This is a genomic window from Hymenobacter monticola (assembly GCF_022811645.1).
GTDB lineage: Bacteria > Bacteroidota > Bacteroidia > Cytophagales > Hymenobacteraceae > Hymenobacter > Hymenobacter monticola.
Genome location: NZ_CP094534.1, coordinates 3,729,935 through 3,755,983, shown reverse-complemented (window position 1 = coordinate 3,755,983; position 26,049 = coordinate 3,729,935). Strand labels below are relative to the sequence as shown.

Sequence of the window (26,049 nt, the reverse complement as noted above, 5' to 3'; positions counted from 1 at the left end):
TCTTGGGTGATAAGGTCCTTCGCTGCGCTCAGGATGACAGAAGTGATAAAAATTACGCCAGCTTCGCCAGGCTGGCCTTCACCCGCCGGAAAGCCTCCGCCAGCTTTTCATCGGAAGCGGCGGTGCTGAAACGCATGCAGTTAGGCGCCCCAAATGCCTCGCCCGACACGGCCGATACTAGCGCCTCGTTCAGCAGGTACAGGGCCAAATCCATGGCATTGCCAATGGTGCGGCCATCGGGCGCAGTGCGGCCGAAATAGGCCGATACTTCCGGAAAAATGTAGAAAGCGCCGCTAGGAGTGGGCGTTTTGAAACCGGGAATGTCCTTCACGATGTCGAGCACCAAATCGCGGCGGCGACGGTAAGCGGCCACCATCTCATCGGCCGAGGCACGGCCACCGCGCAAGGCGGCCAGCCCGGCGCGCTGCATGATAGAAGAAGTGCCCGAAGTAATCTGGCTCTGCATTTTTTCGCAGGCGTAGGCAATGTCGGGGCGGGCGGCCAGGTAGCCCAGGCGCCAGCCGGTCATGGCGTAGCCTTTCGAGAAGCCGTTCACGGTAATCACCCGGTTGCGCACCTCCGGGAATTGGGCCAGGCTCACGTGCTCGCCCACGAAATTGATGTACTCGTAAATCTCGTCGGCCAGGGCGTACACCTGCGGGTGACGGGCCAGCACTTCGGCAATGGCGCCCAGTTCCTCGCGGCTGAAAACGGCACCTGTGGGGTTGCAGGGCGACGAATACATGATGAGCTTGGTGCGCTCCGTGATAGCCGCTTCGAGTTGCGCGGCGGTCACCTTGTACTCGTTTTCGAGCGAGCCCACCAGCGGCACGGCCACGCCATCGGCCAGCTTCACCATTTCCTCGTAGCTCACCCAGTAGGGCGAAAACACGATGACTTCCTCGCCTGGATTCACCAGGCTCATCACCGCATTGGCCAGGGCCTGCTTAGCGCCGGTGCTCACCACAATCTGGTTGGGCTGAAAGTCCAACTGGTTGTCGCGCTTGAACTTGTCGCAGATGGCCTGCCGCAAATCCGGGATGCCGGCCACGGGCGTGTAAAACGTGAAGCCGTCATCCAGCGCTTGCTTGGCTGCATCCTTGATGTACTGCGGCGTCTGAAAATCCGGCTCGCCAAAGCTGAGGTTGATGACGTCGAGGCCCTGGGCAATCAGTTCCCGGCACTTCTTAGCCATGGCAATGGTGGCCGATTCCTGCATGACCGTTACCCGGTCGGACAGCGGAGAGGTGGTGGGAGCAACGGTTTCGGGCATAAGCGGCAGCGGTGAATGAAGCGGCAAAGGTAAGGCCGAAGCAGAACGTGTACCCCGAAGCTCCGCTTCGGCTCGCGTTGGAATCGTTCAACGAGCCGAAGCGGAGCTTCGGGGTACACGTTCTTATTGTCCCATGCGGCGCCAGCAGCGCCAGAGCACGCGCAAGTCAGTGGCGGGTTCGTAGTCTTTGGCGTAAAGCAGCTCCAGCCGGCGCTTCGTGGTGTCGTTGAGTGGTGCGGCTGACACGGCCGCGTCGGCCGGCGACAACACGGCGGGCACGGCGCTGGCCGGGCCGGGCGTGTAGCGCAGGCCCACCCAGGTGCGGCGGCCCAACAGCACGGCCGCACAGTTGCGCAGGAACCCTGCTTTGCGCGGCTGAAACCACAGCAGCAACGGGGCCAGCAGCAGCAGCCCGGTGCTCAGCAGCACGTCGAGCAGGCGCTTGGCGCGGGCCTGCCGGGGCTGGTAAAGGTTCAGGGCAATGTCGAGGGTGTAGTAGTCGCCGGGCGCGTCTTTGCTGCTGCTGCCGATGATGTACTGGCTGTCTTCGGGCAGGATTTTGTAGGCCACAGGCGGGTCGGCCGGCAGGCTGAGCATGAGGGCGATGATGCGGCTGGCGGGCAGGTCTTTGCCGCAGAAAATCAGCTCGTCCAGCGCGTAGAGGCGAATGATGTCGGCCAGCTGGCGCAGCTCGCCCAGGGGCTCTTCGGGCGACTCAGGGGCGTCGTAGCGGTGCGAGTAGGTGGCTTCCACGGTGGCAGCCACCAGGGTTTCGACGGGCACCGTGGAAACATAGCCGATAACGCGGGCCTGCACGCCGGCGGCTTCGAGCAGGCGGCGCACGCGGCGGCTTTCGGGCCCCGAGCCCACGATGGCAATGTTTTTCTGGCGGCGCTCGGCCAAGCGTAGGTCGCGGTAACGCAGGAAGTGAGCCAGCAGCTGGCGGCCCACCAGCGCAGCCACCGTCCACACGCCGCCCAGAATTATCAGGGCTTTCGAGAAGCGCCAGGCATCGAGGTAGTTCGAGGCCGCCGAAATAACCAGCGTGCCCACGAAGGCCCCGCGCGCCACCCGCGAAGTGCGAATTGGCGGGTCGTAGCCCCCGCTCAGGTACACCGACACCAGCCAAATCAGGATGTAGACCGGCACGGCTACTTCCATGTACTGCGGCGGATAAGCGCCGGGTACAAACTTGTGGTTGCGCTCCCAGTACGTTTTCAGGAAATACATGCCGCTCCAAATCAGCCCGGCATCGAGCAGCAGCGGGGCAATGCGCACCACCAGGCGCTCCAGCACGGCCGCGCCCGCCCGCAGCCAGATGGCAGCGTTGATGAGCAGCGAAAACAGGCCCGCCCGGCCCGGCGCGAAGTGCTTTTGCGCAAAAATCACCATGGCGCGGTAGAACACAAACACGTAGTTTACGCTCGTGCGCTTGGTGCTTTCGCCCTTGTAGTGAATGATGCGGGTGCCGGGGAAATAATAGTTTTTCCAGCCCCCTTGGGTGAGGCGATACGAGAGGTCGATGTCCTCGCCGTACATGAAATAGTCCTCGTCGAGCAAGCCCACCTGGTCCAGGGCCTCCTTCCGGAGCAGCATAAAGGCCCCGCTGAGCACTTCAATTTCGTGGGTTTCTTCCTTATCGAGAAAGCCCAAGTGGTAGCGTCCGAAAGTGCGCGACTTCGGAAAAACGCTCGCCAGCCCGAACATCTTGTAGAACGCCACCGACGGCGTGGGCAGGGCGCGCTTGCTTTCGGGCAGGAAATGGCCCTGGCCGTCTAGCATTTTCACGCCCAGGCCGCCGCAGTTGGGGTGCTCGTCCATGAAGGCGCAGCAGGCCCGGAAGGTGTCTTCCTCCACCACGGTGTCGGGGTTGAGCAGCAGCTGGTACTGGCCCGTGGCCTGGCGCAGGGCCTGGTTGTTGCCCTTCGAGAAGCCGGGGTTGTCGCGGTTGGCAATGAGGATGACCTCCGGAAACCGCTCGCGCACCATGCCCACCGAGCCATCGGCCGAGTTGTTGTCCACTACAAATACCTCCACCGGCTGCCCGAGCTTCTCCACCGCTCGCCGCACGGAAAGCAGCGCCTGCTCCAGAAAGTAGCAGACGTTGTAGTTAACAATAATGACGGAGAGCTTCACCACAGCAGACGAAATTACGCAGTGCCAGCCATTGCAAATAATCCGCAAGCCAGTACGCCCCAATCTATGACTACCCGAACCCGCCGTGCTGCAGGCCAAAAGAGCAAGTTATGGCGCTGGTTCCTCTTCCTAAAACAGCTAAAACGCAGCCGCCGGCTTACCGGCAGCTGCGTTCTGTTGCTTGCTCGGCTTACGAAAACAGCGCATTTATTAGCCTTATAGCATCACTCCACCCGTGGCCTCCAGGCGCTGGCCGTTGAGCCAGCGGGCGGCGTCGGTGCAGAGGAAGGCCACGATGCCGCCGATGTCGTCGGGTTCGGCGATGCGGCCGAGGGCCGTCAGCTGGGCCACGTAGGCGCGGATTTCGGGCGTATCCGTCATGGCGCCCCCGCCAAACACCGCGCCCGGCGCCACCACGTTGGCCGCAATGCCCCGGCTGCCCAGTTCCAGGGCCAGGTACCGCGTGAAAACTTCGACGGCGCCTTTCATGCTGGCATACGCCGAGGCGCCGGCGAAGGAGGTGCGCGTAGTGGCCGAGGAAATATTGATGACGCGGCCGCCGTCGCGCAGCACCGGCAGCGCCCGCTGCGTGAGGAAGTACACGCCCTTGAAATGGATGTTCAGCATCTCGTCAAACTGCGCCTCGGTGGTGTCGGCAATGGGGGCGGTGAGGCTGGTGCCGGCGTTGTTGATGAGAAAGTCGAACCGGTCGGTGCCGAAAGTGGTGGCCAGCGTCTCGGTTAGCTGGGCGGAGAAGGCTTCGAAGGTGCCGGGCGCAGCGGCATCAAGGGGCAGCGCCGCGGCGCGCTGGCCCAGGGCTTCGATGTCGGCCACCACAGCCGCGGCTTCGGCCTGCTGGGTGCGGTAGGTCAGCACCACGTCGATGCCTTGCTGGGCCAGTTTCAGGGCCATGTCTTTGCCCAGGCCGCGGCTGCCGCCGGTGACGAGGGCGATTTTGGAAGTACTCATGAGGAGTGGGTTTTGAGGTGTTGATTGAACACGACAAAGGTCCCCTGCCCCACGGCCGGCGGTGTTGTAACCGCCAATCCGCTTCTTGTAGAAATCAAACCAGCACGGCGCTCTGCGTGCGAAAGGCACCCGGGCTCACGGCGGCGTAGCGGCGGAAGAAGTGAGAAAAATGCGCCACGTCCACAAAGCCCAGGCTGTCGGCAATTTCCCAGAGCGTCCACTCCGACTCGCGCAGCAGCACCTTGGCTTCCTGCGCCAGCCGCCCGCCAATGAGGTCGGTGGTGGTGCGGCCGGTGCTGTCCTTCAGCACTTTGTTAAGGTGGTTGACGTGCACGGCCAGGCGGTCGGCAAAATCCTTGGCCGTGCGCAGCCCCACGCGCTGTTGGGGCGTGGTGAGCGGAAACTGCCGCTCCAGCAGCTCCACGAAGCGCGACACCAGCCGGGCTGCGGCCGAGTGCGCCGGGTGCAGCTCAGTGGCGGGCTGGAGCTTCTGCCCCAGGTGCAGCAGCTCCAGCACGTAGGCCCGCAGCAGGTCGTACTTGTGCGCGTAGTCGGAAGCCAATTCCTCGTGCATGCGGGCAAAAATGGCCGTAGCCCGCGTGGTTTCGGCCGGCGTCAGCTGAAACACGAGGTTGCCATCGGCCCGGAACAGCGGCAGTTCCTCGATGGTGAGCCCGCCCAGCACCGGCAGCAGAAACTCGGGCGTGAAAAGACAGAAGTGCCCCCGCTGCAACTCGGTCGGCAGCCACTGAAACACTTCCTTCGGGCTCGAAAATACCAGGGCATCGGGCTCGATTTCGACGGTTCGGCCGGCGTACTCGGCCGCGCTGCGGCTGTGCAGCAGGCTGATTTTGTAAAAGGAGCGGCACGGGTACGACGTATCAGGCCGCAACTGGCTCGACGCCAGAAAATCGGCGATGTTAAACACGTTGAAGTGACCCACTTCGCGCTGAATGCCGCCCGGCAGCAGCGTGTTCAGGTCCAGACTGGTGCAGGGCGCCAATTCCTGGTAAAGGGTAGTGAGGGCAGAGGTGGTCATGGGCACAAGCCGCTTGTAAGATTCAAAGCCACAGCAACCCGCCACAGCATGGAAGGTTTATCAAAGCATGGGAACTGGTCTGGATGCAGAAAGCCCCAACGCCTTTGGGGCATCGGGGCTTTCTGAGGGAAGGGCGTGTCTGGTTTTTACAGGACGGATTGCTTCGGCTGCGCCTCGCAATGACAATTATTGCTACCGGGCTTGGCGCAGGCGCTCTACGATGCTGCGGCCGAGGGTGATTTCGTCGGCGTACTCCAGCTCGCCGCCCATCGGAATGCCGCGGGCAATGGTGCTGATGTGCACGTTGGGCAGGTCGCGCAGGCGGCGCGAGAGGTAGAAGGCCGTGGTGTCGCCCTCCATGGTGGGCGAGATGGCCAGAATAACTTCGCGCACTTCCGACTCTTCACCCGAGGCCCGGGCCACCAGCGAATCGATGTGCAAATCCGAAGGGCCGATGCCTTCGATGGGCGAAATCACGCCGCCCAGCACGTGGTACACGCCCTTGTACTGGCCGGTGTTCTCGATGGCGATGACGTCGCGCACGTCCGACACCACGCACACCAGGCTGTGGTCGCGCAGCTTATTAGCGCAAATAGCGCATTCCTCGGTGTCGGAAATGCTGTGGCAGGTGTTGCAGTAGGTGATTTCAAAGCGCATCTTGGCCAGCGCCTCCGCCAGCGAGGCAGTGGTGTCCATCTCGGCTTTGAGCAGGTGCAGGGCCAGGCGCAGGGCCGTTTTGCGGCCGATGCCGGGCAGGCGGGCCAGCTCGCCCACGGCGTTCTCAATCAGTTTGGAGGGAAATTCCATTCAGGCTGTTGGGTGCTTGGTTGTTGGTGCCTGGTGCTTGGTTAAACTAGCGCGGCTCCGAAAAAAGCCAAGCACCAGGCACCAACAACCAAGCACCAGAAATTAAACGACGTCGGCCGAAATGCCGCGGTCGTGGATGGCGCTGCACATGGGCTCCAACTCCTCGTAAGTGCCCACCTTCACGGCGCACTTGCCCTTGTAGTGGATGAGCAGAGTGCACTGCTCGGCCTGCTCGGGCTGGTGGCCGCACACGTCCATCAGGGTTTTGATGACGTGGTCGAAGGTGTTGATGTCGTCGTTGTACACCACGAGGTTGCGCAGTTCCTGTTCTTCTTCGAGCAACAGGACGTCCTCATCGTGCTCAATTTGCGGGCGAGTATTCATAAGGCAAATTTACGCAGGAAAGCCCGCGTGGGGCAGCCGTTCATAACTGCAAACCGCCCAATTTCGTTTCCTCAAATCGGCCCGATTTTGCCCGCGTTGCCGCGGCCGGGCCCTCACCCTGCTCCCCTCCCATGCCCGTTCCGTCCGCCGACTTCAAAAAAGCCCTCAAGCGCCTCTCCGAGCCCGAAAAAGAATCCCTGCTCCTACGCGCCGTGCGCCGCGACGCCGAGCTCTACGAAACCTTCCGCTTCGAGCTGCTGGCCGACGTGACGCTGGGCCAGGTGCAGGAAGAAACCGCCGACCGCATCCACGAGCTGTTCAACGTGGCAGTGTCGGGCCGCCTGCTCAACCGGAGCTTGGTGAAGGCCGTGCGCGCCAGCGTGCAGGAAGCTGCCCGCGCCCGCCGCATCACCAAAAGCAAACAGCTCGAAGTCGACCTGCTGGTGTACATTCTGCGCCAGTGCATTGATAACTATTCCGGGCAGTTCGACAGCGTGTACGACGGCTTTTACCGCGCCGTGGCCCGGCTGGCGGCCAAGCTGCCCGCCCTCGTGCTCAAAAGCCTGCACGAAGACTTGTGGGTGGAATACCAGGGCGAAATCGACGAGATACTTCGCGAGCTGCACAGCCGCAGCAAAAGCCACCACCTCAGCTTCGAGCTGCCCCGCAGGTTTGAAATACCGGAGTGAACGGGCTATGATTTGGCAATCAGGTTGAATGTCAACGCAATATCGTCGCTAATTGCCCGGTTGGCTAAGGGCGGGTACATCTGGTTGATTTCTTCCACTGTGCTGCCGAAACCCAGTTGCAGGCGGTGTGAAAGACTTTGGGGGTCGCGCACATCATTGCGCCGATAGGTCTGGTACGATTCGGAACCGTAGTTAATTCCAAATTTGGTTCGGTCGAACACCACTTTACCCGCAATGGCAGCCAAATCACCCTTCACGCCCACTTTGGCCGGGAAGCTGATGCGCTGCGTCTTGTCTTTGATGGTCAGGTCGCCGGTGATGGTGGCGTTGTCGGCGTCGGCAGCGGCGCCCTTGATGGGAACTACGCTTACCAGCTTGAACGCGGCAGTGGGGTATTTTTTGGAATCAAAAAAGTCTTCTGAAGCCATATGGTTCACGAACTTTTTCTGCATATCGGCGTCCTCCACGCTGGCGACTTTGATGAACTCATATCCACGGTCACGGCCCCGCCCACCAGGGCACTAGCTTCTGTCAGCAGTTCGCCATCGGCCAGCCCGATGGCACCTTTTTGGCTATACGTCAAGGTTTTTCCTTCCCAACCAATCGTGCTCAACTGCGGCTGCACTTTGAAAAACGCTGCGGAAGGAAATAGCCCCGGGTGCGCCCGGCGAGGAACTCTGAACGGCGGGGGTTGCCCCGAGGGCAACGGCGGCCATCAGGAGCAGCACTGTTCTTTTCATTTTAATGGTAAAGGCTATAGAATAGATGACGTCAAATATATAGGCGCAACGCTAAAGCTCAATTCCTGTTTAATGCCCGCGAGTCACAAAAAAGCCCCGTCGATTCCTCGACGGGGCTTTTTGAATTTTATGCTAATCCGCCATTACGACTTCTTGGCGATGACGTTGAAGGCCAACTGAATGTCGTCGTAGATGACCTTGTCGGCCATCGACTCAGCCAAGGTTGCCTTCGAGTTTTCGGTGATGCCGAATTTGGTGCGGTCGATGGTCACTTTGCCGGTGGCAGAGGCCAGGCCGTCTTTCACGCCCACTTTTGCCGGGAAGCTGATGCGCTGCGTCTGGTCCTTAATTTTCATGTCGCCGGTGATGGTGGCGTTGTTGGCGTCTTTGGCAGCGCCTTTGATGGGCGTCACGCTCACGATGGTGAAAGTGGCCGTGGGGTACTTGTCCACGGTGAAGTAGCGGGCGTCGCTCATGTGGCTAACGAACGTGGCGTGCTTGCCAGCATCGGTGATGTCGGTGGCTTTCATGCTCTTCATGTCCACGGTCACGGTGCCGCCCACAATGGCGTTGCCTTTCACAAGCAGCTCACCCGAGCTGAAATTCATGGTGCCGTTGTGGCCGTGGGTCACGGCTTTGGCTTCCCAGCCCAGGGTGCTCAGCTGCGGCTGCACGGCGTAGGCGGGGGCGTTGGTGGCCATTTTGGCGCTGTTATTTTTTTGGGCCGAAGCGGCGGGGGCGGCGCCCAATACAGCAACGGCGAACAAAGCGGGCAACAGGTATTTTTTCATCTTGAAGAAAAAAGTAAAAAAGGGTAACTATTTAAAATGAAAGCGTGGCTGGGCGGCCACTTGATAAAAAGCGTGCCAAGGCTACTCGCAGGAAGGCATCTCAGGGGTTGCCCCTCCCTCACCCTCATCGGTCCGAATTTTATCGAGCAAAAGGTTGAGCTGGCGGGCTTCGTCGGGGGTGAGGTGTTGGGTGCCGTTCTTTTCCATCACCTGCGAGTCTTCGATGCTTTTCAGCAGGTCGAGCCCGGCCGGGGTAATGCGGATGTCCACGGCGCGGCGGTTGCCGGGGCACACGGTACGGGTCACGAGCTTCTTCTCTTCGAGGCGGTCCACGATGCGCGAAGCGTTGCTGGTTTTGTCCAGCATCCGGTCGATGAGCAGGGCCACCGTAGCCGGGCGCGGGTGCTGCCCCCGCAAAATGCGCAGGATGTTGAATTGCGGCAGCGTGAGGCCAAACCCTTTGAAAGCCGTGGCCTGGCGCAGTTGCAGCCAGCCGGTCGTGTACACCAGATTGATGACGGCCTTCTGGTATTCGTCGCGGAAAGTGGGCTGCTTGATTTCGTCTTCGATGCGCATGTGAGGCAGTGGAATCGGGTGCAAATTTATGTACATACATTTAATGTCGCAACATCGTTTCAAAAAATATTTTGAAAAGAATGCTTTGACCCGCTGCTTAACCATCGCAGCGGCAATACTCGTAAGCTAGGCCATTTCACCTTATTCCTCCTAGCTATGTTTCGTTTCCTGCTTCTTGCTTCCCTGGCCGTCTGCCTGGCCACCGCGCCCCGCCTGGCCGCTGCCCAAGACGGTGGCTTTCCCGTGCAAACCACCGCCAACACTCGCTTCCTGATGCAAAACGGTGAAGTGGTGCGGTACGAAAACGGCCAAACCACGCCGCTCACGCAAAACGTTAAGCTGAGCACCGGTGTCAAAATCAACTACAAAAATGGCATCGTGGAAATGCCGGCCGACAAAATAAACCCCAAAGGCAAGAAAATTACCCTGCGTGAAGGCGACTACGTGCGCGCCGATGGCGGCGTGGTATTTGCCACGCCCGGCAGCGCCGCCGCGGCCCAGGGCAAGGCCGCGGCCGGCACGCCCGGCGCCAACAGCGCCCGCTACGACACCTACGTGCAGCGCGGCCCCGGCTTCTCAGACCCTTCCATCCAAATGGGTCTGCTCCAGAAAAAAGTAGAGCTGCTGACCCAAAAAGTGCAGGTGCTCAGCCAAGGCCGCACCGACATGCCGGACACTAAATCCATCGACGACCAAATGGCGCAAATCAATTCGCAGTTGAACTCGCCGAAGTAACAGTCCTTTTGTGTCTTACTCGGCATCAAAAGGCAAGGCCAGGCTGCGTGCAGCCTGGCCTTGCCTTTTGAGTAACGGAGCTTTTCAGTCCCGCAGCCGCAGTTGCCCAGCAGCCTCGGTTACCAATCCGAAGGGCTCATCCTTCACAATAAGAAAGCCGTCGAGGTCGTGCACATCGGCCAGAGCGCTGATTTGCAGGGCCGCCGCAATGCCCACCGAGGTTTCGACCATGCAGCCCAGCATGGGGATGAGGCCGTGCTCGCGGGTCTGGCGCAGCAGCTCGATGCCGCGCCGGTAGCCGCCGGCTTTCATCAGCTTCACGTTCACGCCGTGGAACTGCTGCGCGATGTCGGCGAAATTGGCGGTGTCCGTCACCGATTCATCGGCCAGCAGCGGCACGGCGCTGCGGGGCCGCAGGTAGCGGTAGTGCTCGGCAAAAGCGGCGGGCATGGGCTGCTCCAGAAAGCGCAGGTTCAGGCCGGGCAACGCAGTGGCTTGCTCCAGAAACTGCAGCACGGCGTCGGCATCGGGCCATGCCTCGTTGCCGTCCACCAGCAGGGCGTGGCCGGGCAGGGCGCGGGCCACTTCACGCAACAGGTCGAGCCCTCCGGCCTGATTCACTTTGATTTTGATGAGCTGGAAGCGCGCCATGTCCAGCTCGCGCAGAAAGCCGGCCACCTCGCCCGGCTCCATAATGGGCAGCGAAAAAGCGGTGGGCACGGCCGGTGCGGGCGCGGGCACGCCCAGCCACTGCCACACCGGCTGCCCGGCCCGCGCGGCCAGCCACTGCACCAGCGCCGACTCGAGCGCAAAGCTCAGGGCATGCGCCACCGGCTGGGCGGCCAGGAGGGCATCCAAATCGGCCAGGTTGTCTACGTTGCCCAAGCCCCTGGCCTGCAACGCGGCAAACTGCTGGCTCAGCAGCTCCGGGGTTTCGTCGTAGCGCACGTTGGGCGCGGCCTCGCCCTGGGCGCGGTGCCCGTGGCCGTCGATTTGCACCAGCAGGTTGGTTTTGGTGGCCGAAGCGTTGCGCGAAATTTTCCACACGAAGCGCAGGGGCAGTTCGTGGGCAGTAAGGGTCCAGGTGGGCATGGAGGAAAGGAGCGGGCGGCGGGATGTGGCGGCGAAATTGCGGCCGAAAACACCACAGCTACGCACCGCCCGGGAAAAAGGCCAACCGCACGGGCTTTGTTTACGAGCCAGCGCTTAGCATTGGACCTAATGCCGAGCCTGCTGTTAAACTCGCCGAAATGCTTAGGCCCAGCCGGTTCCAGCATTTTGAGGCAGGGCACTGGTGGCCGCAGCCGCTTTGCTGGCTGGATAATGCCGTTCTTTAGGGCTTCATTCCCCCACCCTGCCCTTTTTCAAAAGCATGGCGAAATCCCGTTTACTCCCTATTGCCTTGGTTTTCCTGCTGCTGGCAGGCATTCTTACCGCCCTTAGCGCCTACCACGTGCTGGCCATGCCTGAGGTCGCCCTGATGGCCATCCGCTGGCTGGCGCTGCTGGTGCTCGCCGTGGCCGTGGCGCCGCGCCGCTCCCTCACCCTCTGGATTGTGGTGGCCATGCTGGCCGGCGCCGAAGCCGGCGCCGACTTCCCGGAGCAAGCCCAGAACCTGAAAGTGCTCAGCGACGTGTTTCTGCGCCTGGTGAAAACCATCATTGCGCCGCTGGTATTTGCCACGCTGGTGGTGGGCATCGCCGGCCACGCCGACTTGAAAAAGGTGGGCCGGATGGGCGTCAAGGCCCTGGTGTACTTCGAAGTCGTGACCACCTTCGCGCTCTTTATCGGTCTGGCCGCCATCAACCTCACCAAAGCCGGCCGCCTCGACCCGGCCGTGCTGGCCGCCGCCCAGCGCACCAGCAACGTGAACGAAACCATTGCGGCCGCGCCCAAGCAGACGGCGGCCGACATCATCACGCACATCTTTCCGGAAAACATCGCCAAATCGATAGCCGAAGGCCAGGTGCTGCAGGTGGTGGTGTTTGCCATCATCTTCGCCATTGGCCTGGCCATGGTGTCGGAAAAGCACCGCCGGCCCATGGTGGAGTGGTCGGAAAGCCTTTCGGAGGTGATGTTTAAGTTCACCAATGTGGTGATGTTTTTTGCGCCGCTGGGCGTGGGCGGCGCCATTGCCTACACGGTGGGCAAGATGGGCTTTGGCCCGCTCGTCAACGCCGTGCAGTTGCTGCTGACGTTGTACGCGGCCTTGATTGCCTTCGTCCTGCTGGTGTTGCTGCCGGTAGCTCTGATTGCTCGCATTCCGCTGAAGCGCTTCATTCAGGCCGTGGCTGAGCCGGTGAGCATCGCCTTCGCTACCACCAGTTCGGAAGCTGCCCTGCCCCGCGCCATGGAAGCCATGGAAAGCATCGGGGTGCCCCGGCGTGTGGTGGCCTTCGTGATGCCCACCGGCTACTCGTTTAACCTGGACGGCACCACTCTCTATCTGTCACTGGCCGCCATCTTTGTGGCCCAGGCCGCCGGGGTCGACCTCACCTTTGGCCAGCAGCTGGTCATGGTATTCACCCTGATGCTGACCAGCAAAGGCGTGGCCGGGGTGCCCCGCGCCTCGCTCGTGATTTTGCTGGCCACCGTGGCGTCGTTCAACCTGCCGCCGTGGCCGGTGTTCATCATCCTCGGCATTGATGCGCTGATGGACATGGCGCGCACGGCCGTGAACGTGCTGGGCAACTGCCTGGCCTCGGCTGTGGTGGCCCGTTGGGAAGGCGAATTTGTGGACGATTACGTGGGACCCGACCCGACGGCCATGCCCGAGCAAGCCGAATTGACCCACTAATCAGCGCGTGCCTGACCGGATTTTTTTCCGGCGGTCATTGGCTTTTTTGCGCCATTCGCCGAATTTTGAACACCTTGCCACCTGAATCCGTTAACTTAGCTACCACATATAGCGAGGAGTGCTTCATCCACCCAGCTTTTTTGCACTTTTCAGCTTTTGCCTTTCCATTTTTTCTCTTCTTGATTAAATTAATCCTCGTGCTATGAAATTGACTCGTCAACTCGCGCTGCTGGCTTTGGCGCCGGCCTTTTTGGCGGCTCCGGCTTGCGTTTCGGTAAAAAACCAGATGCGCAGCACGCCCACGGCCTCGATTGCCAAGCGCCTGCCGCCGCTGGAAGTGCTGGCCGACCAAGGCCCGCTCGCGATGAATGACGGGGCATTGCCCGAAGACCCGCTGAAGCTGTTCCAACAGGAGTGCCACATCAACTTGACGGAGCCCACCGACTCGGCCACCTACGGCTACGCCAAGCTGGTGGTGAAGAAGGTAAAAACCCTGCGCACGGGCCGGGCCGTGCAGGGCCTGCAGGTGCTCACCTTCATGGTGCCGGCCGTGCTGGGCATTCCGCTCGAATGGTACAAGACCACGCTGCAGGCCGAAGTGCAGGTGAGCGACGCCGCCGGCAACCTGCTGGGCTCCTACTCGGGCACCGGCACCTCGGAGGTGAAGGTGGCCATGTACCACGGCTATTCGCAAACCACCGCCCCGCGCCTGGCCGACATCATTGCCCTGCGCGGCGCCATGGCCCAGATTCGGCCCCAGCTCGATACGGCCACGGCCCGCCTACGCCCCCTGCTGATGGCCGGCGGCACGGTGGAAAACCCCACCCTGCCGTCGTCGTCGGGCCTCACCGGCAGCCGCTAGTATCTGGCTTGCCTGCTTAGGCTTTTTTAATCTGACCGAATTTGACTTGGCCCGAGGCGCGCTCTTACAGGAGCGCACCTCGGGCCTTACCTTTGGCGAGCTATGGCTCTTTTGCGCTTTCTCCGTTCTTCCGCCTTTGTCCTGCTGGGCCCCGTGCTCTGGGGCGGCTGCTGTGCCAACAACGTGTGCGAGCCCGACGACCCGCTGGCCGACGCCGTGAAGCTGCGATTTTCGCCCCGATTTGCCCCCGACGACCTGGACACGCTGATTGTGCTGCGGTATCCCAAAAAAGTAACGACCACCACCCGCCCCGAAACGGTGACTTTGGTGCGCATAAGGGTGCCCCTGCGCGGCGACTCCATTCTCATCAACAACAACACGCCCTTCACGCGCACCGGCAATACCACCCTGGGCAACTACCGCTACGACGTGCAGTACCTGGCCCACCCCAACGGCGTGCGAAAAGGAGTGCCAACCACGGCCTTCGTCATCGACAGCGTCCGCATTCAGGGCAGCTTTGAGGGCGACGGGTGCTGCACCCAATACACCAACACGACGAAGACAGTGTACTACGATAGCAGCGGAGTGAAAAAGACGCTCGACCTGAAGGAAAAGCCCTTCCTGCTGATTCCCTAATGGCCGAGCGCGCGGCGCGGCACGTATAGCAAAGACCGGGCTGCAACGATTGGGCAGACGCCGGCGTTTCCCGTTCCTATGGCTGCTGATACATCTTTGCCCCTCACCCTGGGGGTGCCCGACTCGCGCACCAACGCCGCCCCCACGTCGTTTCCGTTTCGCTCCACGCTCAGCCTTGAGCCGCTGATAGCCTATTGGCACAAGCGCGAGCAGTCGACCAACGCGGGCGTGCGGCTGCTGGCTGAAGCCATTGGCCAGCAGGTGGCCGACGCGCCCTGGAGCCGCGGCCCGCTGCCGGATGCGTCGGCGCTGGAATGCAACTGCGACTTTGTGGAAACGCTGATGCTGGCCGTGTTTCCGCCGGCCTCGTTTTCGACCGATATCAGCGGGGTAGTGGGTCCGTTTCAGCGGCATTGCTTCTACTCCACCCAGCTGTTTGAGGAGGTGATGCTCAACAAGGACCTCAGCATCAAGCAACCCCTGAACATCGACATGGCCACCATGGAGCGGCACATGGGCCTGATGGCTTACCACTTGGTGCTCAACCGGGTGTACGGGGCTGAAATTCCGCCGCTGGGCACCATCGTCTTCACAGTGCCCGACTACAAGATTGGGCTCTACCGGCACTACGGGGTTGATTTCAACTCCGACTTTGTGACGGTGAAGGTGGTGGGTGAGCTGCCGCACCTTAGTCCCGAGCAGCTCGAAATGCTGGTGCACAACCGCCACCGGCCTGAGCTGTGGCGCGAGCTGCTGCCGCCCGAGCACTTCGAGCTGGAAGGCTTCAACCTGCTGCAGCTGGTGGACGTGACCGACCAGGAAATCCTGTCGGAGCTAAAGTACGACCTGCTGGAGCGCGATGTGCTGCAAACCCCAGCCCGCTTCGAGCAGATTCAGGAGAAGCTGCGGGTGCTATTTGCCCAGCCGGCGCTGCAGCTTGGCATCGCGGCTTATGATGAGAAAAAACGGGCTTTCGTGGATTTTGGGCACAAAATCAACCACAGCTTCCTCACCAAGCAGGTACAGACCCAGTCGTCGGACAGCAGCTTCCGGCAGATATACGAGCGGCTGCTGCGCGAGAAGGAGCCGCTCGTCCTTAAGGACGTAGCTTCCTCGGACCTGCCTGACGACCTGCGGGAGCAGATTATGAGCCTGGGTATCAACTCCGCTATTCTAGCCTTGCTGCCCTACGGCAACGACACGGTGGGCCTGCTGGAGCTGGGCACGCCGCAGGCCGACGCGCTCGATGAGTTCGACATGGACAAGGTGGCGCAGTTTGTGCCGCTGTTTGCGGTGGCAGTGAAGCGCAACGCCGAGGACTTGCAGGCACGCGTGCAATCGGTTATCCGCGAGAAGTTTACGGCCATTCACCCCACCATGGAGTGGCGCTTCATGGACGCGGCCCGCAACCTGCTGGCCAAGCTCGACGCCGGCAACCGCACGGCCGAGATGGAGCCCATCGTGTTCGAAGACGTATACCCGCTGCACGGCTCCTGCGACATTCGCAGCAGCAGCACCGTGCGCAACGAGGCCATTCAGGGCGACCTCATCGAGCACCTTACGCTGGCCAATAAAGTGCTGAAAAAGGCTTCGGAGTTTCAGGAGCTGCCCATCCTGGACGAGCTGAAATTTTATGTTACCAAAAACCTGAAGCGCCTGCACGAGGGGATGCTCACCGGCGACGAGGCCAACATCTACGACTCGCTGAAGCGCGAGGTGGAGCCCCTGTTTGAATACCTGGCAGCGCACACACCGGAACTGCGGCCCGTCATTACCAAGTATTGGAGCAACATCGACCCCAAGCTGGGCATCCTCTACAAGCGGCGGCAGGACTTTGAAACGAGTGTGACCACGCTCAACGACGCTGTGAGCGACTACCTCGACGAAGAGGAGGAAAAGGCCCAGCAGATGTTTCCGCACTACTTCCAGCGCTACAAGACCGATGGCGTGGAGTTCAACATCTACGTGGGAAGTACCTTGGTCGAGAATAAGCCCTTCGACCTGGTTTTCCTGAAAAACCTGCGCCTGTGGCAGCTGCTGACCATGGTGGAAATCACGCGCCGCACCGCCGCGCTGAAGGCCACGCTGCCCGTGCCGCTCGACACCACGCAGCTCATTCTCATTCATGGCCAGCCGCTGAGCATCCGCTTCCGGCAGGACGAACGGCAGTTCGACGTGGACGGCGCCTACAACATCCGCTACGAAATCATCAAGAAACGCATAGACAAAGCCACCGTGCTGGGCACCGGCGAACGCCTCACCCAGCCCGGCACCATTGCCCTCGTTTACGCCCAAACCCGCGAGGCCGTGGAATACTACGAGTACATCGACTACCTGCAGGACCGCGGCCTGCTGGAGCCCGGCGTGGAGGAGTTGGAGCTGGAAGAGCTGCAGGGCGTGAAAGGCCTGCTGGCGCTGCGGGTGAAAGTGCGGATTTTGGGTTAGGTGTTAGGTGTTAGGTGTTGGGTATTGGGTTTTAGGTGTTTGGAATCTACAGTCCTGACACCTAATGCTTAATACCTAAAACCCAACACCGAACACCTTTCACTGCAACGTTGCCTTTTCTTCTTTCCAAAAAAGCTTGATGCCGGCCTGGAAGGCCACCAGCCAGGCCGCGCCGCCGGCAAAGCCCGCCAGCACATCGGTGGCGTAGTGCGCGTGCAGGCACACCCGCGTGACCCCGATGAGCCCCGCCCACAGCAGCAACGGCACTGCCCAGCGGCGCTGCCCCAAGTGCCGGGCCAGCAGCCAAGCCAGGCAGCCGTAGAACGTGAGCCCCAGCATGGCGTGCCCGCTGGGAAAGCTCAGGCCATAGGTATGCAGCAGGGTATTGGCGGGCCGGGGCCGGTTGAAATATAGCTTCAGCAGCTGGTTGAGCAGCACGCTACCGGCCATGGCCAGCATCCATTCCCAGGCCTCACGGGGGTGGCCGGCGCGGCGCATCAGCCACGGGCCGATGATGCTGGCGGGCAGCAAAAAATAGAGCGAGGCGAAAAATGTGACAAAATTGACGGGCCCTTCCACTACGGGGTTGGCCTTTTGCCAGGCATCGACCGTGGCGAAGGCCCACGTGTCGAGGGCCTGGGAGTGGTGCACGAACACCACCCGCGCGAGGTAGAAAAACCCGGCAAACGCCGCCACAAACAACGCCAGCCCCAGAGCCATTTCGACCGTGAGCAGGCCGGCCAGCGCAAGCAAGCGGGAAGTCAGGCGGTTCATGGGGGCCTACGCGTTGGGTGAGGGTGAAAAACGGTGATACGTAAAACGAAAAAAGCCAGCCCGTGGGGGCTGGCTTTTTAAACGTGCGCTCGGAGAGACTCGAACTCTCACACCTTGCGGAACTGCCGCCTGAAGACAGCGCGTCTACCAATTTCGCCACAAGCGCAGTTGGGGCTAAAAAGCCGCGCCACCGTGGGGTGAAGCGCCTTTTGATGCTGCAAAGATATAGCTTCAATTTACCCCGGCGCAACTTTTGCGCGTATTTTTTCTGTTGCCCGGCGTTTGGCAGCGCACCGGCGATTGTTTCTCAGTTACTTGCTGCATGATATTTTTTTCACATTCCGGTAATCTTCGGCATGTCTGAGCCGCGAAAGCCTGCCCCGCAACCCGCCGAGGCCGAGAAACTGACCGGCTTCGACCGCGTGGCGTGGTGCTACGACGCGCTGGCAGGCCTGGTATTTGGGCCGGCGCAGCGGCGGGCCCAGCAGGCGGCGCTGGCGGGCCTGCCGGACGGGGTGGCCCGGCACTTGCTCATCCTGGGCGGCGGCACGGGCTGGGTGCTGCTGGAAGTGCTGCGCCGCCGGCCACCGGCCACGGTGCTTTACCTGGAAGCCTCGCCCAAGATGCTGGCCCGGGCCCGCGCCCGCCTGCTGCGGGAGTGCCCGCAAGCCGCCGGGCAGGTAGAGTTTCGGCACGGCACGCAGGCAGCGCTGGGACCCCAAGAGCAGTTCGACGCCATTATTACCTTCTTCGTGCTCGACTGCATTGCCGCGCCGGAGTTGCCGGAGGCGTTGGCCACGCTCCGGCGGGCGCAGCGGGCAGGCGCGCCTTGGCTGCTGGCCGATTTCCGGCCGGCGCGGCGCGGCTGGCGGCACTGGCTGCTGGCGGCCATGTATTGGTTTTTTCGGCTTACCACCGGGCTGCGCGCCCGTGCGCTGCCCGATTTGCGGGCGGAGTTGGGCCGGCTGGGCTTGCGGCCGCAGCACTCGGCCACATTTTTTGACCGGGCGATGGAAGGCGTCATCTTTGTAGAATCTACAGCTGCTTTGGCCTCTGTTATTTAATAATTTGGCTAAATAGCCTTAAAACATAATTTTATCATTATAAATCAGGGCCTGCTACGCGCATCCTTGAATTCTATTGTAAATTTTCCGCAACTTTGTAACCAGATGGCCGTTGTGCTGCCGGGCTTATACCTTGCTTCCCTATCATTTCTACTATGAGAAACCTCGTCCCTATTCTATTCGCGCTGATTTCTTTAGAGGCTTTTGATGCCCAGGCTCAACCCGCGGCCAACCCGGGACCGGCGGTGCGCTACACCATGGCATTTCCCAATGCGGTGCACCACGAGGCCAAGGTGACGGCCACGTTCTCGGGGCTGCCCGCCGGGCCGCTGCACGTGCGCATGGCCCGCAGCTCGCCCGGCCGCTATTCGGTGCACGACTTCTCGAAAAACGTGTACTACGTGGTGGCCACCGACGGCGCCAACCACCCCCTGCCGCTCAACCGGCCCGACCCCTACGGCTGGGACGTGACGCCGGGCGCCGATGGCACCGTCATTTTTAGCTATACGCTGTACGGCGACCAGACCGACGGCACCTACGTGGGCATCGACCAGCAGCACGCCCACCTCAACATGCCCGCCGCGCTGTGCTACGCCACCGGCCTGGAAGCACGGGCGGCCGAAATCAAGTTTGACCTGCCGGCCAACTGGAAGGTAGCCACGCAGTTGCGCTCCGGCGCTGACAAATCGGTGTACACGGCCCCGAACTTTCAGTATTTGATGGACAGCCCGGTGTCGTTGGGCGCGCAGCAGCTGCGCAGCTGGCAGGAGGGCGACCAAACCATTGAGCTGTCGATGCTTTACCAGGGCTCAAACAGTGAGATTGACGCCTATGCCAAGAAGGTGCAGAAGGTGGTGAAGGAGGAAAAAGCTATTTTTGGCGAGCTGCCAAAGTTCGATTTTGGGCGCTACACCTTCGTGGCCGACTACCTGAGCCAAGCCACTGGCGACGGCATGGAGCACCGGAACTCTACCTCTGTCACGAGTTCGCGCACGCTCAAGGACGAGGACGGCACCCGCAACCTGGGCACGGTGGCGCACGAGTTTTTCCACGCCTGGAACGTGGAACGCCTGCGCCCCCGCGACCTGGAGCCGTTTGATTTCCAGCGGGCAAACATGAGTGACGCACTGTGGTTTGCCGAAGGCTTCACGCAATATTATGGCCGGCTGGCCCTGCGCCGGGCCAAGCTGATTGAGGACGAAGAATTCTTCAACGACATCAGCGGCTGGGTGAACCAGCGCCAGAACAGCCCCGGCGCCCGCTACGCCTCGGCCATCGACATGAGCCGGCAGGCGGCCTTCATCGACGGCGCCGCCACGAGCGCGCCCACCAACGCGGTGAACACCACCCTCTCCTACTACACGCAGGGCGCGGGCCTGGCCCTGGTGCTCGACATGCAGCTGCGGCAGTTCCACCGCACCTCGCTCGACAAGTTTATGCAGGCCATGTGGCAGCAGTATGGTTCGAAGCAGGACAACTACGCGCCCACCGCGCCCTACACGGTGAAGGACCTGCAGCGCGTGCTGGGCGAGGTGAGCAAGGACACGGTGTTTGCCGGGCGCTTTTTCCGCCAGTACGTGTACGGCCGCGAGACGCCCCGCTTCAGCGAGAACCTGCTGGTGGCCGGCCTGGCCGTGATACCGACCCGGGTGCTGGGCGCAGCCCTGCCCAACCAGGTAGAATTTGACGAAGAAGGCCGCTGCATTGTGGCCTATAATACCACCATCGGCTCGGGCCTCTACAAGGCCGGCATCGACCGGGGCGACCAGCTGCTGGTACTCGACGGCAAGGAGCTCAAAAGCCGCAACGACCTCGACGCCGTGCTGCACAAGCACTCGCCCAGCGACGTGGTGTTTGTGAAGGTGAAAACCCGCGGCGGCGTGGAGCGCACTACCCAACTCATCTTGGCCGAAGACCCCAACGTGGGCGTGAAGCCGGTGGAATCGGTGGAGAAGATGGTGTACTCGCCCGCCCAAAAGGCATTGCGCGAGGCTTGGCTGGCCAGCCAGGCCAGCAACTAAATGCCGCCTAGCCGGTTCTGGTTTTATAGGTTGAATTGCCCGACTGCCTGGTGTGGTCGGGCAATTTTTATAGCTCGCTTTATGGCTTCCCGCATTTCTTTCCTCCGCAACCCGGCCCTGCCCACCGTGCGGCCCGGCTACCCCGGCAACAAGCTGTTCGGCCGCGAATTTGCCAACGGCGAGGAGTTGTTTGAGCCCAGTTTCGGCACGGTGCTGAAGTGGCAGCTTGAAACCAACCCGCAGAAAGCCGAGAAAAAAGCTGATACCTGGGCTCCGGCGGTAGTGGACTGCACGGCCGCCTTCGCAGCCACTGAGGACCTGCTGGTGTGGCTGGGGCACGCCAGCTTTCTGTTGCGGGTGAACGGCGTGACGCTGCTCTTTGACCCCGTGCTGTTCAGCTCGCTGGGCCTGCGCCACCGCCACGCCCTCCCCTGCCCGCCCGAGGCCATCCGCAGCATCGATTACCTGCTGCTCTCGCACGGCCACCGCGACCATCTGGACGAGAAATCCATCAAGCTGCTGGCCCGGCAAAACCCGCAGATGCAGGTGCTGACCTCGCTGCGCATGACGCCGCTGCTGCGCGGCATGGCTTCGGCCCTGCCCGTGCAGGAAGCCGGCTGGTGGCAGCAATACGACCTGGGTCCGGACGCACCCATCGAAATCACTTATCTGCCCGCCTCGCACTGGCACCGCCGTGGCCTGGCCGACCTGAACCAGGTGCTCTGGGGCAGCTTTCTGATTCGGGATAAACGCACCGACAAGCTCATCTACTTCGCCGGCGATACCTCCTACGCCGACCATTTCGAGGCCATCGAAGCGCGCTTCGGCCCCCTCGACATCGCCCTCATGCCCATCGGGGCCTACAAGCCCGCCTACATGATGGCCAAAAGCCACGTCAACCCCCACGAGGCCGCCAAGGCCGCCAACGTGCTGCGCGCCGGCCACGTGGTGCCCATGCATTACGGCACCTTTTCGCTGAGCGACGAGCCCGCTTCTGAGCCGCTGCGGCAGCTGCAGGAAGTGGCGGCCGGCGGCATGCTGCGCGGCGAGCTGCACGCCCCAGCCGTGGGCGAGGTGCTGCCCTGGCCGGAGTGGGAATAGATTTTAGGGCAGGAGGGTGTGAGGGTAGGTGGGTAGGAGTTATTGTAACGACCTTTGTCGCTAATTCCCTTTCCAAACTCTTACCCTCCTACCCCCATACCCTCCTGCCCAATTCCCACATGTCGCCAACGTTAGTACTGAGCCTGGTTGCGGGCTACTTCGCCGTTCTCATCATCATTGCGGTGCTCACCTCGCGCGGGGCCACCAGCGAAAGCTTCTTTGTTGCCAACCGCAACGCGCCTTGGTACATGGTAGCGTTTGCCATGATTGGCACCTCGCTATCGGGCGTCACGTTCATCTCGGTGCCGGGCAACGTGTACGGCAAAAGCTGGAGCTACTTGGCCGTGGCCATGGGCTTTGTGGCCGGCTACGTGGTGATTGGCACCGTGCTCATGCCGCTCTACTACCGGCTGCGGCTGGTGAGCATCTATTCGTATCTGGACCAGCGCTTTGGCTACTGGAGCTACAAAACCGGGGCGCTGTATTTCCTAATTTCGCGCTCACTGGGTTCGGCTCTGCGGCTGTACCTGGTGGCGGGCGTGTTGCAGCTGGCCGTGTTTGATGCCATGGGCGTGCCCTTTGCCGTCACGGTGGTGGTGAGCATCTTCTTCATCTACCTCTACACCTTCAAGGGCGGGCTGAAAACCATCCTCTGGACCGATACCTTCCAGACCTTGGCCATGCTGAGCTGCGTGGCCCTGAGCATCTACTTCATGGCCGATGCCCTGAATTATTCCTTCGCCAAGCTGGTGCAGTCGGTGCGCGAAAGCCCCATGTCGCAAATCTATTTTTCTGATGTGCGCGACGACAAGTTCTTCTGGAAGCAGTTCGCCTCGGGCATGTTCATCACCATCGTGATGACCGGCCTCGACCAGGACCTGATGCAGAAAAACCTGAGCTGCCGCAGCCTCGGCGAGGCCCAGAAAAACCTGTTTTGGTTTACGCCGGTGATTGTGAGCGTGAACGTGCTGTTCCTCACGCTGGGCGTGCTCATGTACCAATACGCCGCCGCCCGCGGCCTCCAGCTCACCGAGCTGCCCCAGCTGCTCAACCTCAAAGGCACCCTCGATACCGACAAGGTGTTTCCCTTCCTGGCCACCACGCAATTCTCGCTGGCGGCGGGCATCATCTTCATTCTGGGCATCATAGCTGTCACCTACGCCTCGGCCGACTCGGCGCTGACCTCGCTCACTACTTCGTTTTGCGTCGATTTTCTCGACATTCAGAAATACCCCGAGGCCCAGCAGACGCGCCTGCGCCAGCTCACGCACCTGGGCTGGTCGGTGGTGCTCATCGTCATCATCATGATTTTCCGCGCCCTCAACGAGCAAAGCCTGATTGATGCCGTGTACAAGGCCGCAGGCTTCACCTACGGACCTCTTTTGGGCTTGTTTGCCTTTGGCATCTTCACCCGGCGGCAGCTGCGCGACCGGCTGGTGCTGCCCACCTGCACGGCCGCCGTGGGCCTCACCCTGCTCATCGTAACGCACTCGGTGGAGTGGCTCGGCGGCTACAAGTTTGGCTTCGAAATCCTGCTGCTCAACGGCGCGCTGGTGTACCTGGGCCTGCTCCTCATTTCCCGCCCCGCCGCGGTGAACCCCCTTCCGCAAACCGCGGTTTAACGAATCATGAATAAGACTATCCTCTCTGGCTTCTTGGTGCTGGCCTCGTCCTCGGCCACGCTGGCCCAAACCACGCCGGCCCCGGCCCCTACCACCACCCAGCAAACCATCATCCTCAAGCCCGGCAACATGCAGGTGCAGGCCCACTCGGCCGCCAACCGCCCCGACCGCGCCCCGGTGTACCCGGGCGGGGAACAGGCCTTGGGCTTGTTTTTTCTGAATAATCTAAAATATCCCGACGCCGCGCGCGTCAAACAGCTCAGCGGCATCGTCCTCGTCAACGCCACCGTGAACGAGGACGGCACCGTGAGCAACCCGGTGGTGGCCAAGTCACTTTCGCCGGAGTGCGACGCCGAAGCCCTGCGCGTGGTGCCGATGCTCACGGGTTGGCAGCCGGCCATGCGCAAGGGCCGGCCGCTGCCCGTGCTCATTCAATTACCCGTGCCCTTCGGTGGCGCGGGCGATATGAAAATTGAAATGAACAACCGGCCCTCTCCCGCCGGGCGGCGGGGGGTGAAGTAAGGCACTGCCGGAACGAGTACCCCGAAGCTCCGCTTCGGCCCGTTGAACAGATTGATGTTCGCCCGTGCCGAAGCGGAGCTTCGGGGTACTCGTGCCAGCGCATTCTTGGGCATGGGGCCTTGAGCGGCTTCACCCGCACCTCATGCCCGGCGGCGCTATTTGCCGTGTTCGATTAGCTAATATTACCCCCGCCTGATGGCTAGAAGTGGATTAAATACCAGTGGCAACGGCGTTTCGGCCGATTTGCCCAAACCGAAAGTTAACAAAGAGTCGCTCCGGCGCGGCCTGCGGATATTTCGCTACGTGCTGCCCTACCGCACCAAGTTCATCACCGGCATGGTATTGCTGGTGCTCAGCAGCCTGAGCACCATGTCGTTTCCCTGGATTGCGGGCAAGCTGGTGAACGTGGCCACCGGCCAGCCGCTGATGCTGCCCGGCGGCATTGCGCTCGACATCAACCGCGTGGCCCTGGGCTTGTTTCTGGTGACGGTGCTGCAGGGGTTTTTCTCGTTCGGGCGCATCTGGTTTTTCACGCAGGTGAGCGAGTTCACGGTGCGCGACATCCGGCAGGCGCTCTACGCCAAGTTTGTGCAGCTGCCCATCCCGTTCTTTGAGAAAAACCGCGTGGGTGCCATCACCTCGCGCATTACCTCCGACGTGGGCCAGATTCAGGACTCATTTTCGCTGACGCTGGCCGAACTATTCCGGCAGGTGTTCACGCTGGTGGGCGGCATCGCATTCATCATGGTGGTATCGTGGAAACTGTCGTTGTTCATGCTGCTCACGTTTCCGCCCATTGTGCTGGCGGCCGGTCTGTTCGGGCGCAAAATCCGCACGCTGTCCAAGACTGTGCAACAGGAGTTGGCCCACACCAACACCATCGTGGAAGAAACGCTGCAAGCCATCAATTCGGTGAAGGCGTTCACGAACGAGAAGTTTGAAACAGGCCGCTACAATGCCTCGCTGGGCAAGGTGGTGCGGGCCGCGCTGCAAAGCAACCTCTACCGCGGCGGTTTCGTGTCGTTCGTGATTATTGGTCTGTTTGGCGGCATCATTCTGGTGCTGTGGCGCGGGGCCACGCTGGTCCACACCCCCGTCACGGACCCCAACCACCTGCAAATCGGCGACCTTACGGCCTTCATCATCTACACGGCCTTTATCGGGGCTTCGGTGGCGGGCCTGGGTGAGATTTATGGCAAGGTGCAAAGCACGTTGGGCGCCTCCGAGCGCATCCTCGAAATTCTGGACGAAGCGCCTGAGCCCACGCACATTACCCCGCCCGTCGGCCTGGTACCGACCCGCCTGCACGGCGACATTCGTTACGAGCACGTGGCCTTCCGCTACCCCACCCGGCCCGACGTGCCGGTGCTGTCCGACATCGACTTTCATATTGCGGCGGGCGAGAAAATTGCCCTTGTGGGCCCCAGCGGCGCGGGCAAAAGCACCATTGCGGGCCTGCTGATGCAGTTTTACCCGCTCAGCGGCGGCCGCATCATCGTGGACGGGCACGACGTGCAGGATTACGACCTCACGGCCCTGCGCCGCCACATCGGCATTGTGCCGCAGGAAACGCTGCTCTTCGGCGGCACCATCCGCGAGAACATCGCCTACGGCAAGCCCGACGCCACCGACGGCGAAATCATCGAAGCCGCCCAGCGGGCCAACGCCTGGCAGTTCATCCAGGCTTTCCCCGAAGCACTCGACACGGTGGTGGGAGACCGGGGCATCAAGCTCTCGGGAGGGCAGCGGCAGCGCGTGGCCATTGCCCGCGCCATTCTGAAGAACCCGGCCATCCTGATTCTGGACGAAGCCACCTCCTCGCTCGACAGCGAAAGCGAAAAGCTGGTGCAAGGCGCGCTGGACGAATTGATGGAGCACCGCACGAGCCTCATCATTGCGCACCGCCTTTCTACAATTCGCAAGGTTGATAAAATCCTGGTGATTGACGGCGGCCGCATTGTGGAAGCGGGGTCGCATGAGGAACTGAGCGAGCGGGAAGGCGGGCTGTACGCGAACCTGCTACGGCTGCAGTTTGAGTTGACGTAAGCTATTGTTTCCGTTCGTTA

The 26,049-nt window shown here is 61.5% G+C and carries 23 protein-coding genes and 1 tRNA gene; 12 read left to right on the top strand and 12 right to left on the bottom strand.

The genetic code is table 11. The features are described from left to right. Positions 1 to 52: 52 nt before the first annotated feature. From MTP16_RS15480 to MTP16_RS15455, 6 genes are all read right to left on the bottom strand, one after another. Positions 53 to 1,273: a pyridoxal phosphate-dependent aminotransferase gene (locus tag MTP16_RS15480; RefSeq protein WP_243511299.1), complete on the bottom strand. Its 1,221-nt coding sequence runs from the start codon at positions 1,271 to 1,273 to the stop codon at positions 53 to 55. Between the two features lie 123 nt (positions 1,274 to 1,396). Continuing rightward, on the bottom strand, positions 1,397 to 3,409 hold the full coding sequence (locus MTP16_RS15475; protein ID WP_243511296.1) for a glycosyltransferase family 2 protein: 2,013 nt from the start codon (positions 3,407 to 3,409) through the stop codon (positions 1,397 to 1,399). Positions 3,410 to 3,625: 216 nt separating this feature from the next. Then, on the bottom strand, positions 3,626 to 4,378 hold the full coding sequence (locus tag MTP16_RS15470; RefSeq protein ID WP_243511293.1) for an SDR family oxidoreductase: 753 nt from the start codon (positions 4,376 to 4,378) through the stop codon (positions 3,626 to 3,628). Between the two features lie 94 nt (positions 4,379 to 4,472). Further along, positions 4,473 to 5,417: a helix-turn-helix domain-containing protein gene (locus tag MTP16_RS15465; RefSeq protein WP_243511291.1), complete on the bottom strand. Its 945-nt coding sequence runs from the start codon at positions 5,415 to 5,417 to the stop codon at positions 4,473 to 4,475. Positions 5,418 to 5,609: 192 nt separating this feature from the next. Continuing rightward, on the bottom strand, positions 5,610 to 6,224 hold the full coding sequence (gene recR / locus MTP16_RS15460) for a recombination mediator RecR (RefSeq protein ID WP_243511289.1): 615 nt from the start codon (positions 6,222 to 6,224) through the stop codon (positions 5,610 to 5,612). Between the two features lie 102 nt (positions 6,225 to 6,326). Beyond that, positions 6,327 to 6,608 (bottom strand): ATP-dependent Clp protease adaptor ClpS, encoded by a 282-nt coding sequence (locus MTP16_RS15455; RefSeq protein WP_243511287.1) that lies wholly within the window; start codon positions 6,606 to 6,608, stop codon positions 6,327 to 6,329. A gap of 131 nt (positions 6,609 to 6,739) precedes the next feature. Here MTP16_RS15455 and MTP16_RS15450 point away from each other — a divergent pair, with 131 nt between their 5' ends. After that, entirely contained in the window at positions 6,740 to 7,297 is a 558-nt protein-coding gene (locus MTP16_RS15450; RefSeq protein WP_243511285.1) for a hypothetical protein, read from the top strand. Between the two features lie 5 nt (positions 7,298 to 7,302). On the opposite strand, the gene MTP16_RS15445 is transcribed toward MTP16_RS15450, so the two are convergent. The 3 genes from MTP16_RS15445 to MTP16_RS15435 all read right to left on the bottom strand — a co-directional run bounded on the left by MTP16_RS15445 (position 7,303) and on the right by MTP16_RS15435 (position 9,404). Further along, complete coding sequence (locus MTP16_RS15445; RefSeq protein ID WP_262922680.1) at positions 7,303 to 7,779, bottom strand: YceI family protein; 477 nt, start codon at positions 7,777 to 7,779, stop codon at positions 7,303 to 7,305. Between the two features lie 401 nt (positions 7,780 to 8,180). After that, entirely contained in the window at positions 8,181 to 8,828 is a 648-nt protein-coding gene (locus MTP16_RS15440) for a YceI family protein (protein WP_243511281.1), read from the bottom strand. An 81-nt stretch (positions 8,829 to 8,909) separates the two neighbouring features. Then, positions 8,910 to 9,404 (bottom strand): MarR family winged helix-turn-helix transcriptional regulator, encoded by a 495-nt coding sequence (locus MTP16_RS15435; RefSeq protein ID WP_243511278.1) that lies wholly within the window; start codon positions 9,402 to 9,404, stop codon positions 8,910 to 8,912. A gap of 156 nt (positions 9,405 to 9,560) precedes the next feature. Here MTP16_RS15435 and MTP16_RS15430 point away from each other — a divergent pair, with 156 nt between their 5' ends. Beyond that, on the top strand, positions 9,561 to 10,139 hold the full coding sequence (locus MTP16_RS15430) for a DUF6799 domain-containing protein (protein WP_243511276.1): 579 nt from the start codon (positions 9,561 to 9,563) through the stop codon (positions 10,137 to 10,139). A gap of 84 nt (positions 10,140 to 10,223) precedes the next feature. On the opposite strand, the gene MTP16_RS15425 is transcribed toward MTP16_RS15430, so the two are convergent. Next, positions 10,224 to 11,231: an enolase C-terminal domain-like protein gene (locus MTP16_RS15425; protein ID WP_243511273.1), complete on the bottom strand. Its 1,008-nt coding sequence runs from the start codon at positions 11,229 to 11,231 to the stop codon at positions 10,224 to 10,226. A gap of 310 nt (positions 11,232 to 11,541) precedes the next feature. Here MTP16_RS15425 and MTP16_RS15420 point away from each other — a divergent pair, with 310 nt between their 5' ends. The 4 genes from MTP16_RS15420 to MTP16_RS15405 all read left to right on the top strand — a co-directional run bounded on the left by MTP16_RS15420 (position 11,542) and on the right by MTP16_RS15405 (position 16,879). After that, positions 11,542 to 12,936, top strand: coding sequence for a dicarboxylate/amino acid:cation symporter (locus tag MTP16_RS15420; RefSeq protein WP_243511271.1), 1,395 nt, complete (start codon positions 11,542 to 11,544; stop codon positions 12,934 to 12,936). 202 nt (positions 12,937 to 13,138) lie between these two features. Beyond that, positions 13,139 to 13,798 carry a hypothetical protein gene (locus MTP16_RS15415; protein WP_243511268.1) on the top strand — a complete coding sequence of 220 codons (660 nt, stop codon included), beginning with the start codon at positions 13,139 to 13,141 and terminating at the stop codon, positions 13,796 to 13,798. A 102-nt stretch (positions 13,799 to 13,900) separates the two neighbouring features. Further along, on the top strand, positions 13,901 to 14,434 hold the full coding sequence (locus tag MTP16_RS15410) for a hypothetical protein (RefSeq protein WP_243511265.1): 534 nt from the start codon (positions 13,901 to 13,903) through the stop codon (positions 14,432 to 14,434). 78 nt (positions 14,435 to 14,512) lie between these two features. After that, entirely contained in the window at positions 14,513 to 16,879 is a 2,367-nt protein-coding gene (locus MTP16_RS15405) for a GAF domain-containing protein (protein WP_243511261.1), read from the top strand. A 99-nt stretch (positions 16,880 to 16,978) separates the two neighbouring features. Here MTP16_RS15405 and MTP16_RS15400 read toward each other — a convergent pair whose 3' ends face one another. Then, positions 16,979 to 17,653, bottom strand: coding sequence for a phosphatase PAP2 family protein (locus MTP16_RS15400; protein WP_243511258.1), 675 nt, complete (start codon positions 17,651 to 17,653; stop codon positions 16,979 to 16,981). Between the two features lie 84 nt (positions 17,654 to 17,737). Continuing rightward, positions 17,738 to 17,819, bottom strand: a tRNA-Leu gene (locus MTP16_RS15395). A 190-nt stretch (positions 17,820 to 18,009) separates the two neighbouring features. On the opposite strand from MTP16_RS15395, the gene MTP16_RS15390 reads away from it, so the two are divergent. The 6 genes from MTP16_RS15390 to MTP16_RS15365 all read left to right on the top strand — a co-directional run bounded on the left by MTP16_RS15390 (position 18,010) and on the right by MTP16_RS15365 (position 26,029). Continuing rightward, positions 18,010 to 18,717 (top strand): class I SAM-dependent methyltransferase, encoded by a 708-nt coding sequence (locus MTP16_RS15390; protein ID WP_243511254.1) that lies wholly within the window; start codon positions 18,010 to 18,012, stop codon positions 18,715 to 18,717. 155 nt (positions 18,718 to 18,872) lie between these two features. Continuing rightward, a complete protein-coding gene (locus MTP16_RS15385; protein WP_243511252.1) occupies positions 18,873 to 20,738 on the top strand; it encodes a M61 family metallopeptidase in 1,866 nt (621 codons plus the stop codon). Positions 20,739 to 20,819: 81 nt separating this feature from the next. After that, positions 20,820 to 21,839 (top strand): MBL fold metallo-hydrolase, encoded by a 1,020-nt coding sequence (locus tag MTP16_RS15380; RefSeq protein WP_243511250.1) that lies wholly within the window; start codon positions 20,820 to 20,822, stop codon positions 21,837 to 21,839. 119 nt (positions 21,840 to 21,958) lie between these two features. Next, the gene (locus MTP16_RS15375) at positions 21,959 to 23,461 is read left to right on the top strand and encodes a sodium:solute symporter (RefSeq protein WP_243511248.1); all 1,503 of its coding nucleotides are present in this window, start codon (positions 21,959 to 21,961) and stop codon (positions 23,459 to 23,461) included. A 6-nt stretch (positions 23,462 to 23,467) separates the two neighbouring features. Next, the gene (locus MTP16_RS15370) at positions 23,468 to 23,983 is read left to right on the top strand and encodes an energy transducer TonB (protein WP_243511246.1); all 516 of its coding nucleotides are present in this window, start codon (positions 23,468 to 23,470) and stop codon (positions 23,981 to 23,983) included. Positions 23,984 to 24,178: 195 nt separating this feature from the next. Next, on the top strand, positions 24,179 to 26,029 hold the full coding sequence (locus MTP16_RS15365; protein WP_243511245.1) for an ABC transporter ATP-binding protein: 1,851 nt from the start codon (positions 24,179 to 24,181) through the stop codon (positions 26,027 to 26,029). Positions 26,030 to 26,049: the final 20 nt, after the last annotated feature.

Excerpts from the sequence above, each read along its gene's own strand:
- MTP16_RS15405 (WP_243511261.1), top strand. The coding sequence starts at position 14,513 with ATGGCTGCTGATACATCTTTGCCCCTCACCCTGGGGGTGCCCGACTCG.
- MTP16_RS15465 (WP_243511291.1), bottom strand. The coding sequence starts at position 5,417 with ATGACCACCTCTGCCCTCACTACCCTTTACCAGGAATTGGCGCCCTGC.
- MTP16_RS15480 (WP_243511299.1), bottom strand. The coding sequence starts at position 1,273 with ATGCCCGAAACCGTTGCTCCCACCACCTCTCCGCTGTCCGACCGGGTA.
- MTP16_RS15375 (WP_243511248.1), top strand. The coding sequence starts at position 21,959 with ATGTCGCCAACGTTAGTACTGAGCCTGGTTGCGGGCTACTTCGCCGTT.
- MTP16_RS15450 (WP_243511285.1), top strand. The coding sequence starts at position 6,740 with ATGCCCGTTCCGTCCGCCGACTTCAAAAAAGCCCTCAAGCGCCTCTCC.
- MTP16_RS15455 (WP_243511287.1), bottom strand. The coding sequence starts at position 6,608 with ATGAATACTCGCCCGCAAATTGAGCACGATGAGGACGTCCTGTTGCTC.
- MTP16_RS15365 (WP_243511245.1), top strand. The coding sequence starts at position 24,179 with ATGGCTAGAAGTGGATTAAATACCAGTGGCAACGGCGTTTCGGCCGAT.
- MTP16_RS15400 (WP_243511258.1), bottom strand. The coding sequence starts at position 17,653 with ATGAACCGCCTGACTTCCCGCTTGCTTGCGCTGGCCGGCCTGCTCACG.
- MTP16_RS15380 (WP_243511250.1), top strand. The coding sequence starts at position 20,820 with ATGGCTTCCCGCATTTCTTTCCTCCGCAACCCGGCCCTGCCCACCGTG.
- MTP16_RS15430 (WP_243511276.1), top strand. The coding sequence starts at position 9,561 with ATGTTTCGTTTCCTGCTTCTTGCTTCCCTGGCCGTCTGCCTGGCCACC.
- MTP16_RS15370 (WP_243511246.1), top strand. The coding sequence starts at position 23,468 with ATGAATAAGACTATCCTCTCTGGCTTCTTGGTGCTGGCCTCGTCCTCG.
- MTP16_RS15440 (WP_243511281.1), bottom strand. The coding sequence starts at position 8,828 with ATGAAAAAATACCTGTTGCCCGCTTTGTTCGCCGTTGCTGTATTGGGC.
- MTP16_RS15385 (WP_243511252.1), top strand. The coding sequence starts at position 18,873 with ATGAGAAACCTCGTCCCTATTCTATTCGCGCTGATTTCTTTAGAGGCT.
- MTP16_RS15410 (WP_243511265.1), top strand. The coding sequence starts at position 13,901 with ATGGCTCTTTTGCGCTTTCTCCGTTCTTCCGCCTTTGTCCTGCTGGGC.
- MTP16_RS15425 (WP_243511273.1), bottom strand. The coding sequence starts at position 11,231 with ATGCCCACCTGGACCCTTACTGCCCACGAACTGCCCCTGCGCTTCGTG.
- MTP16_RS15435 (WP_243511278.1), bottom strand. The coding sequence starts at position 9,404 with ATGCGCATCGAAGACGAAATCAAGCAGCCCACTTTCCGCGACGAATAC.
- MTP16_RS15390 (WP_243511254.1), top strand. The coding sequence starts at position 18,010 with ATGTCTGAGCCGCGAAAGCCTGCCCCGCAACCCGCCGAGGCCGAGAAA.
- MTP16_RS15470 (WP_243511293.1), bottom strand. The coding sequence starts at position 4,378 with ATGAGTACTTCCAAAATCGCCCTCGTCACCGGCGGCAGCCGCGGCCTG.
- MTP16_RS15415 (WP_243511268.1), top strand. The coding sequence starts at position 13,139 with ATGAAATTGACTCGTCAACTCGCGCTGCTGGCTTTGGCGCCGGCCTTT.
- recR (WP_243511289.1), bottom strand. The coding sequence starts at position 6,224 with ATGGAATTTCCCTCCAAACTGATTGAGAACGCCGTGGGCGAGCTGGCC.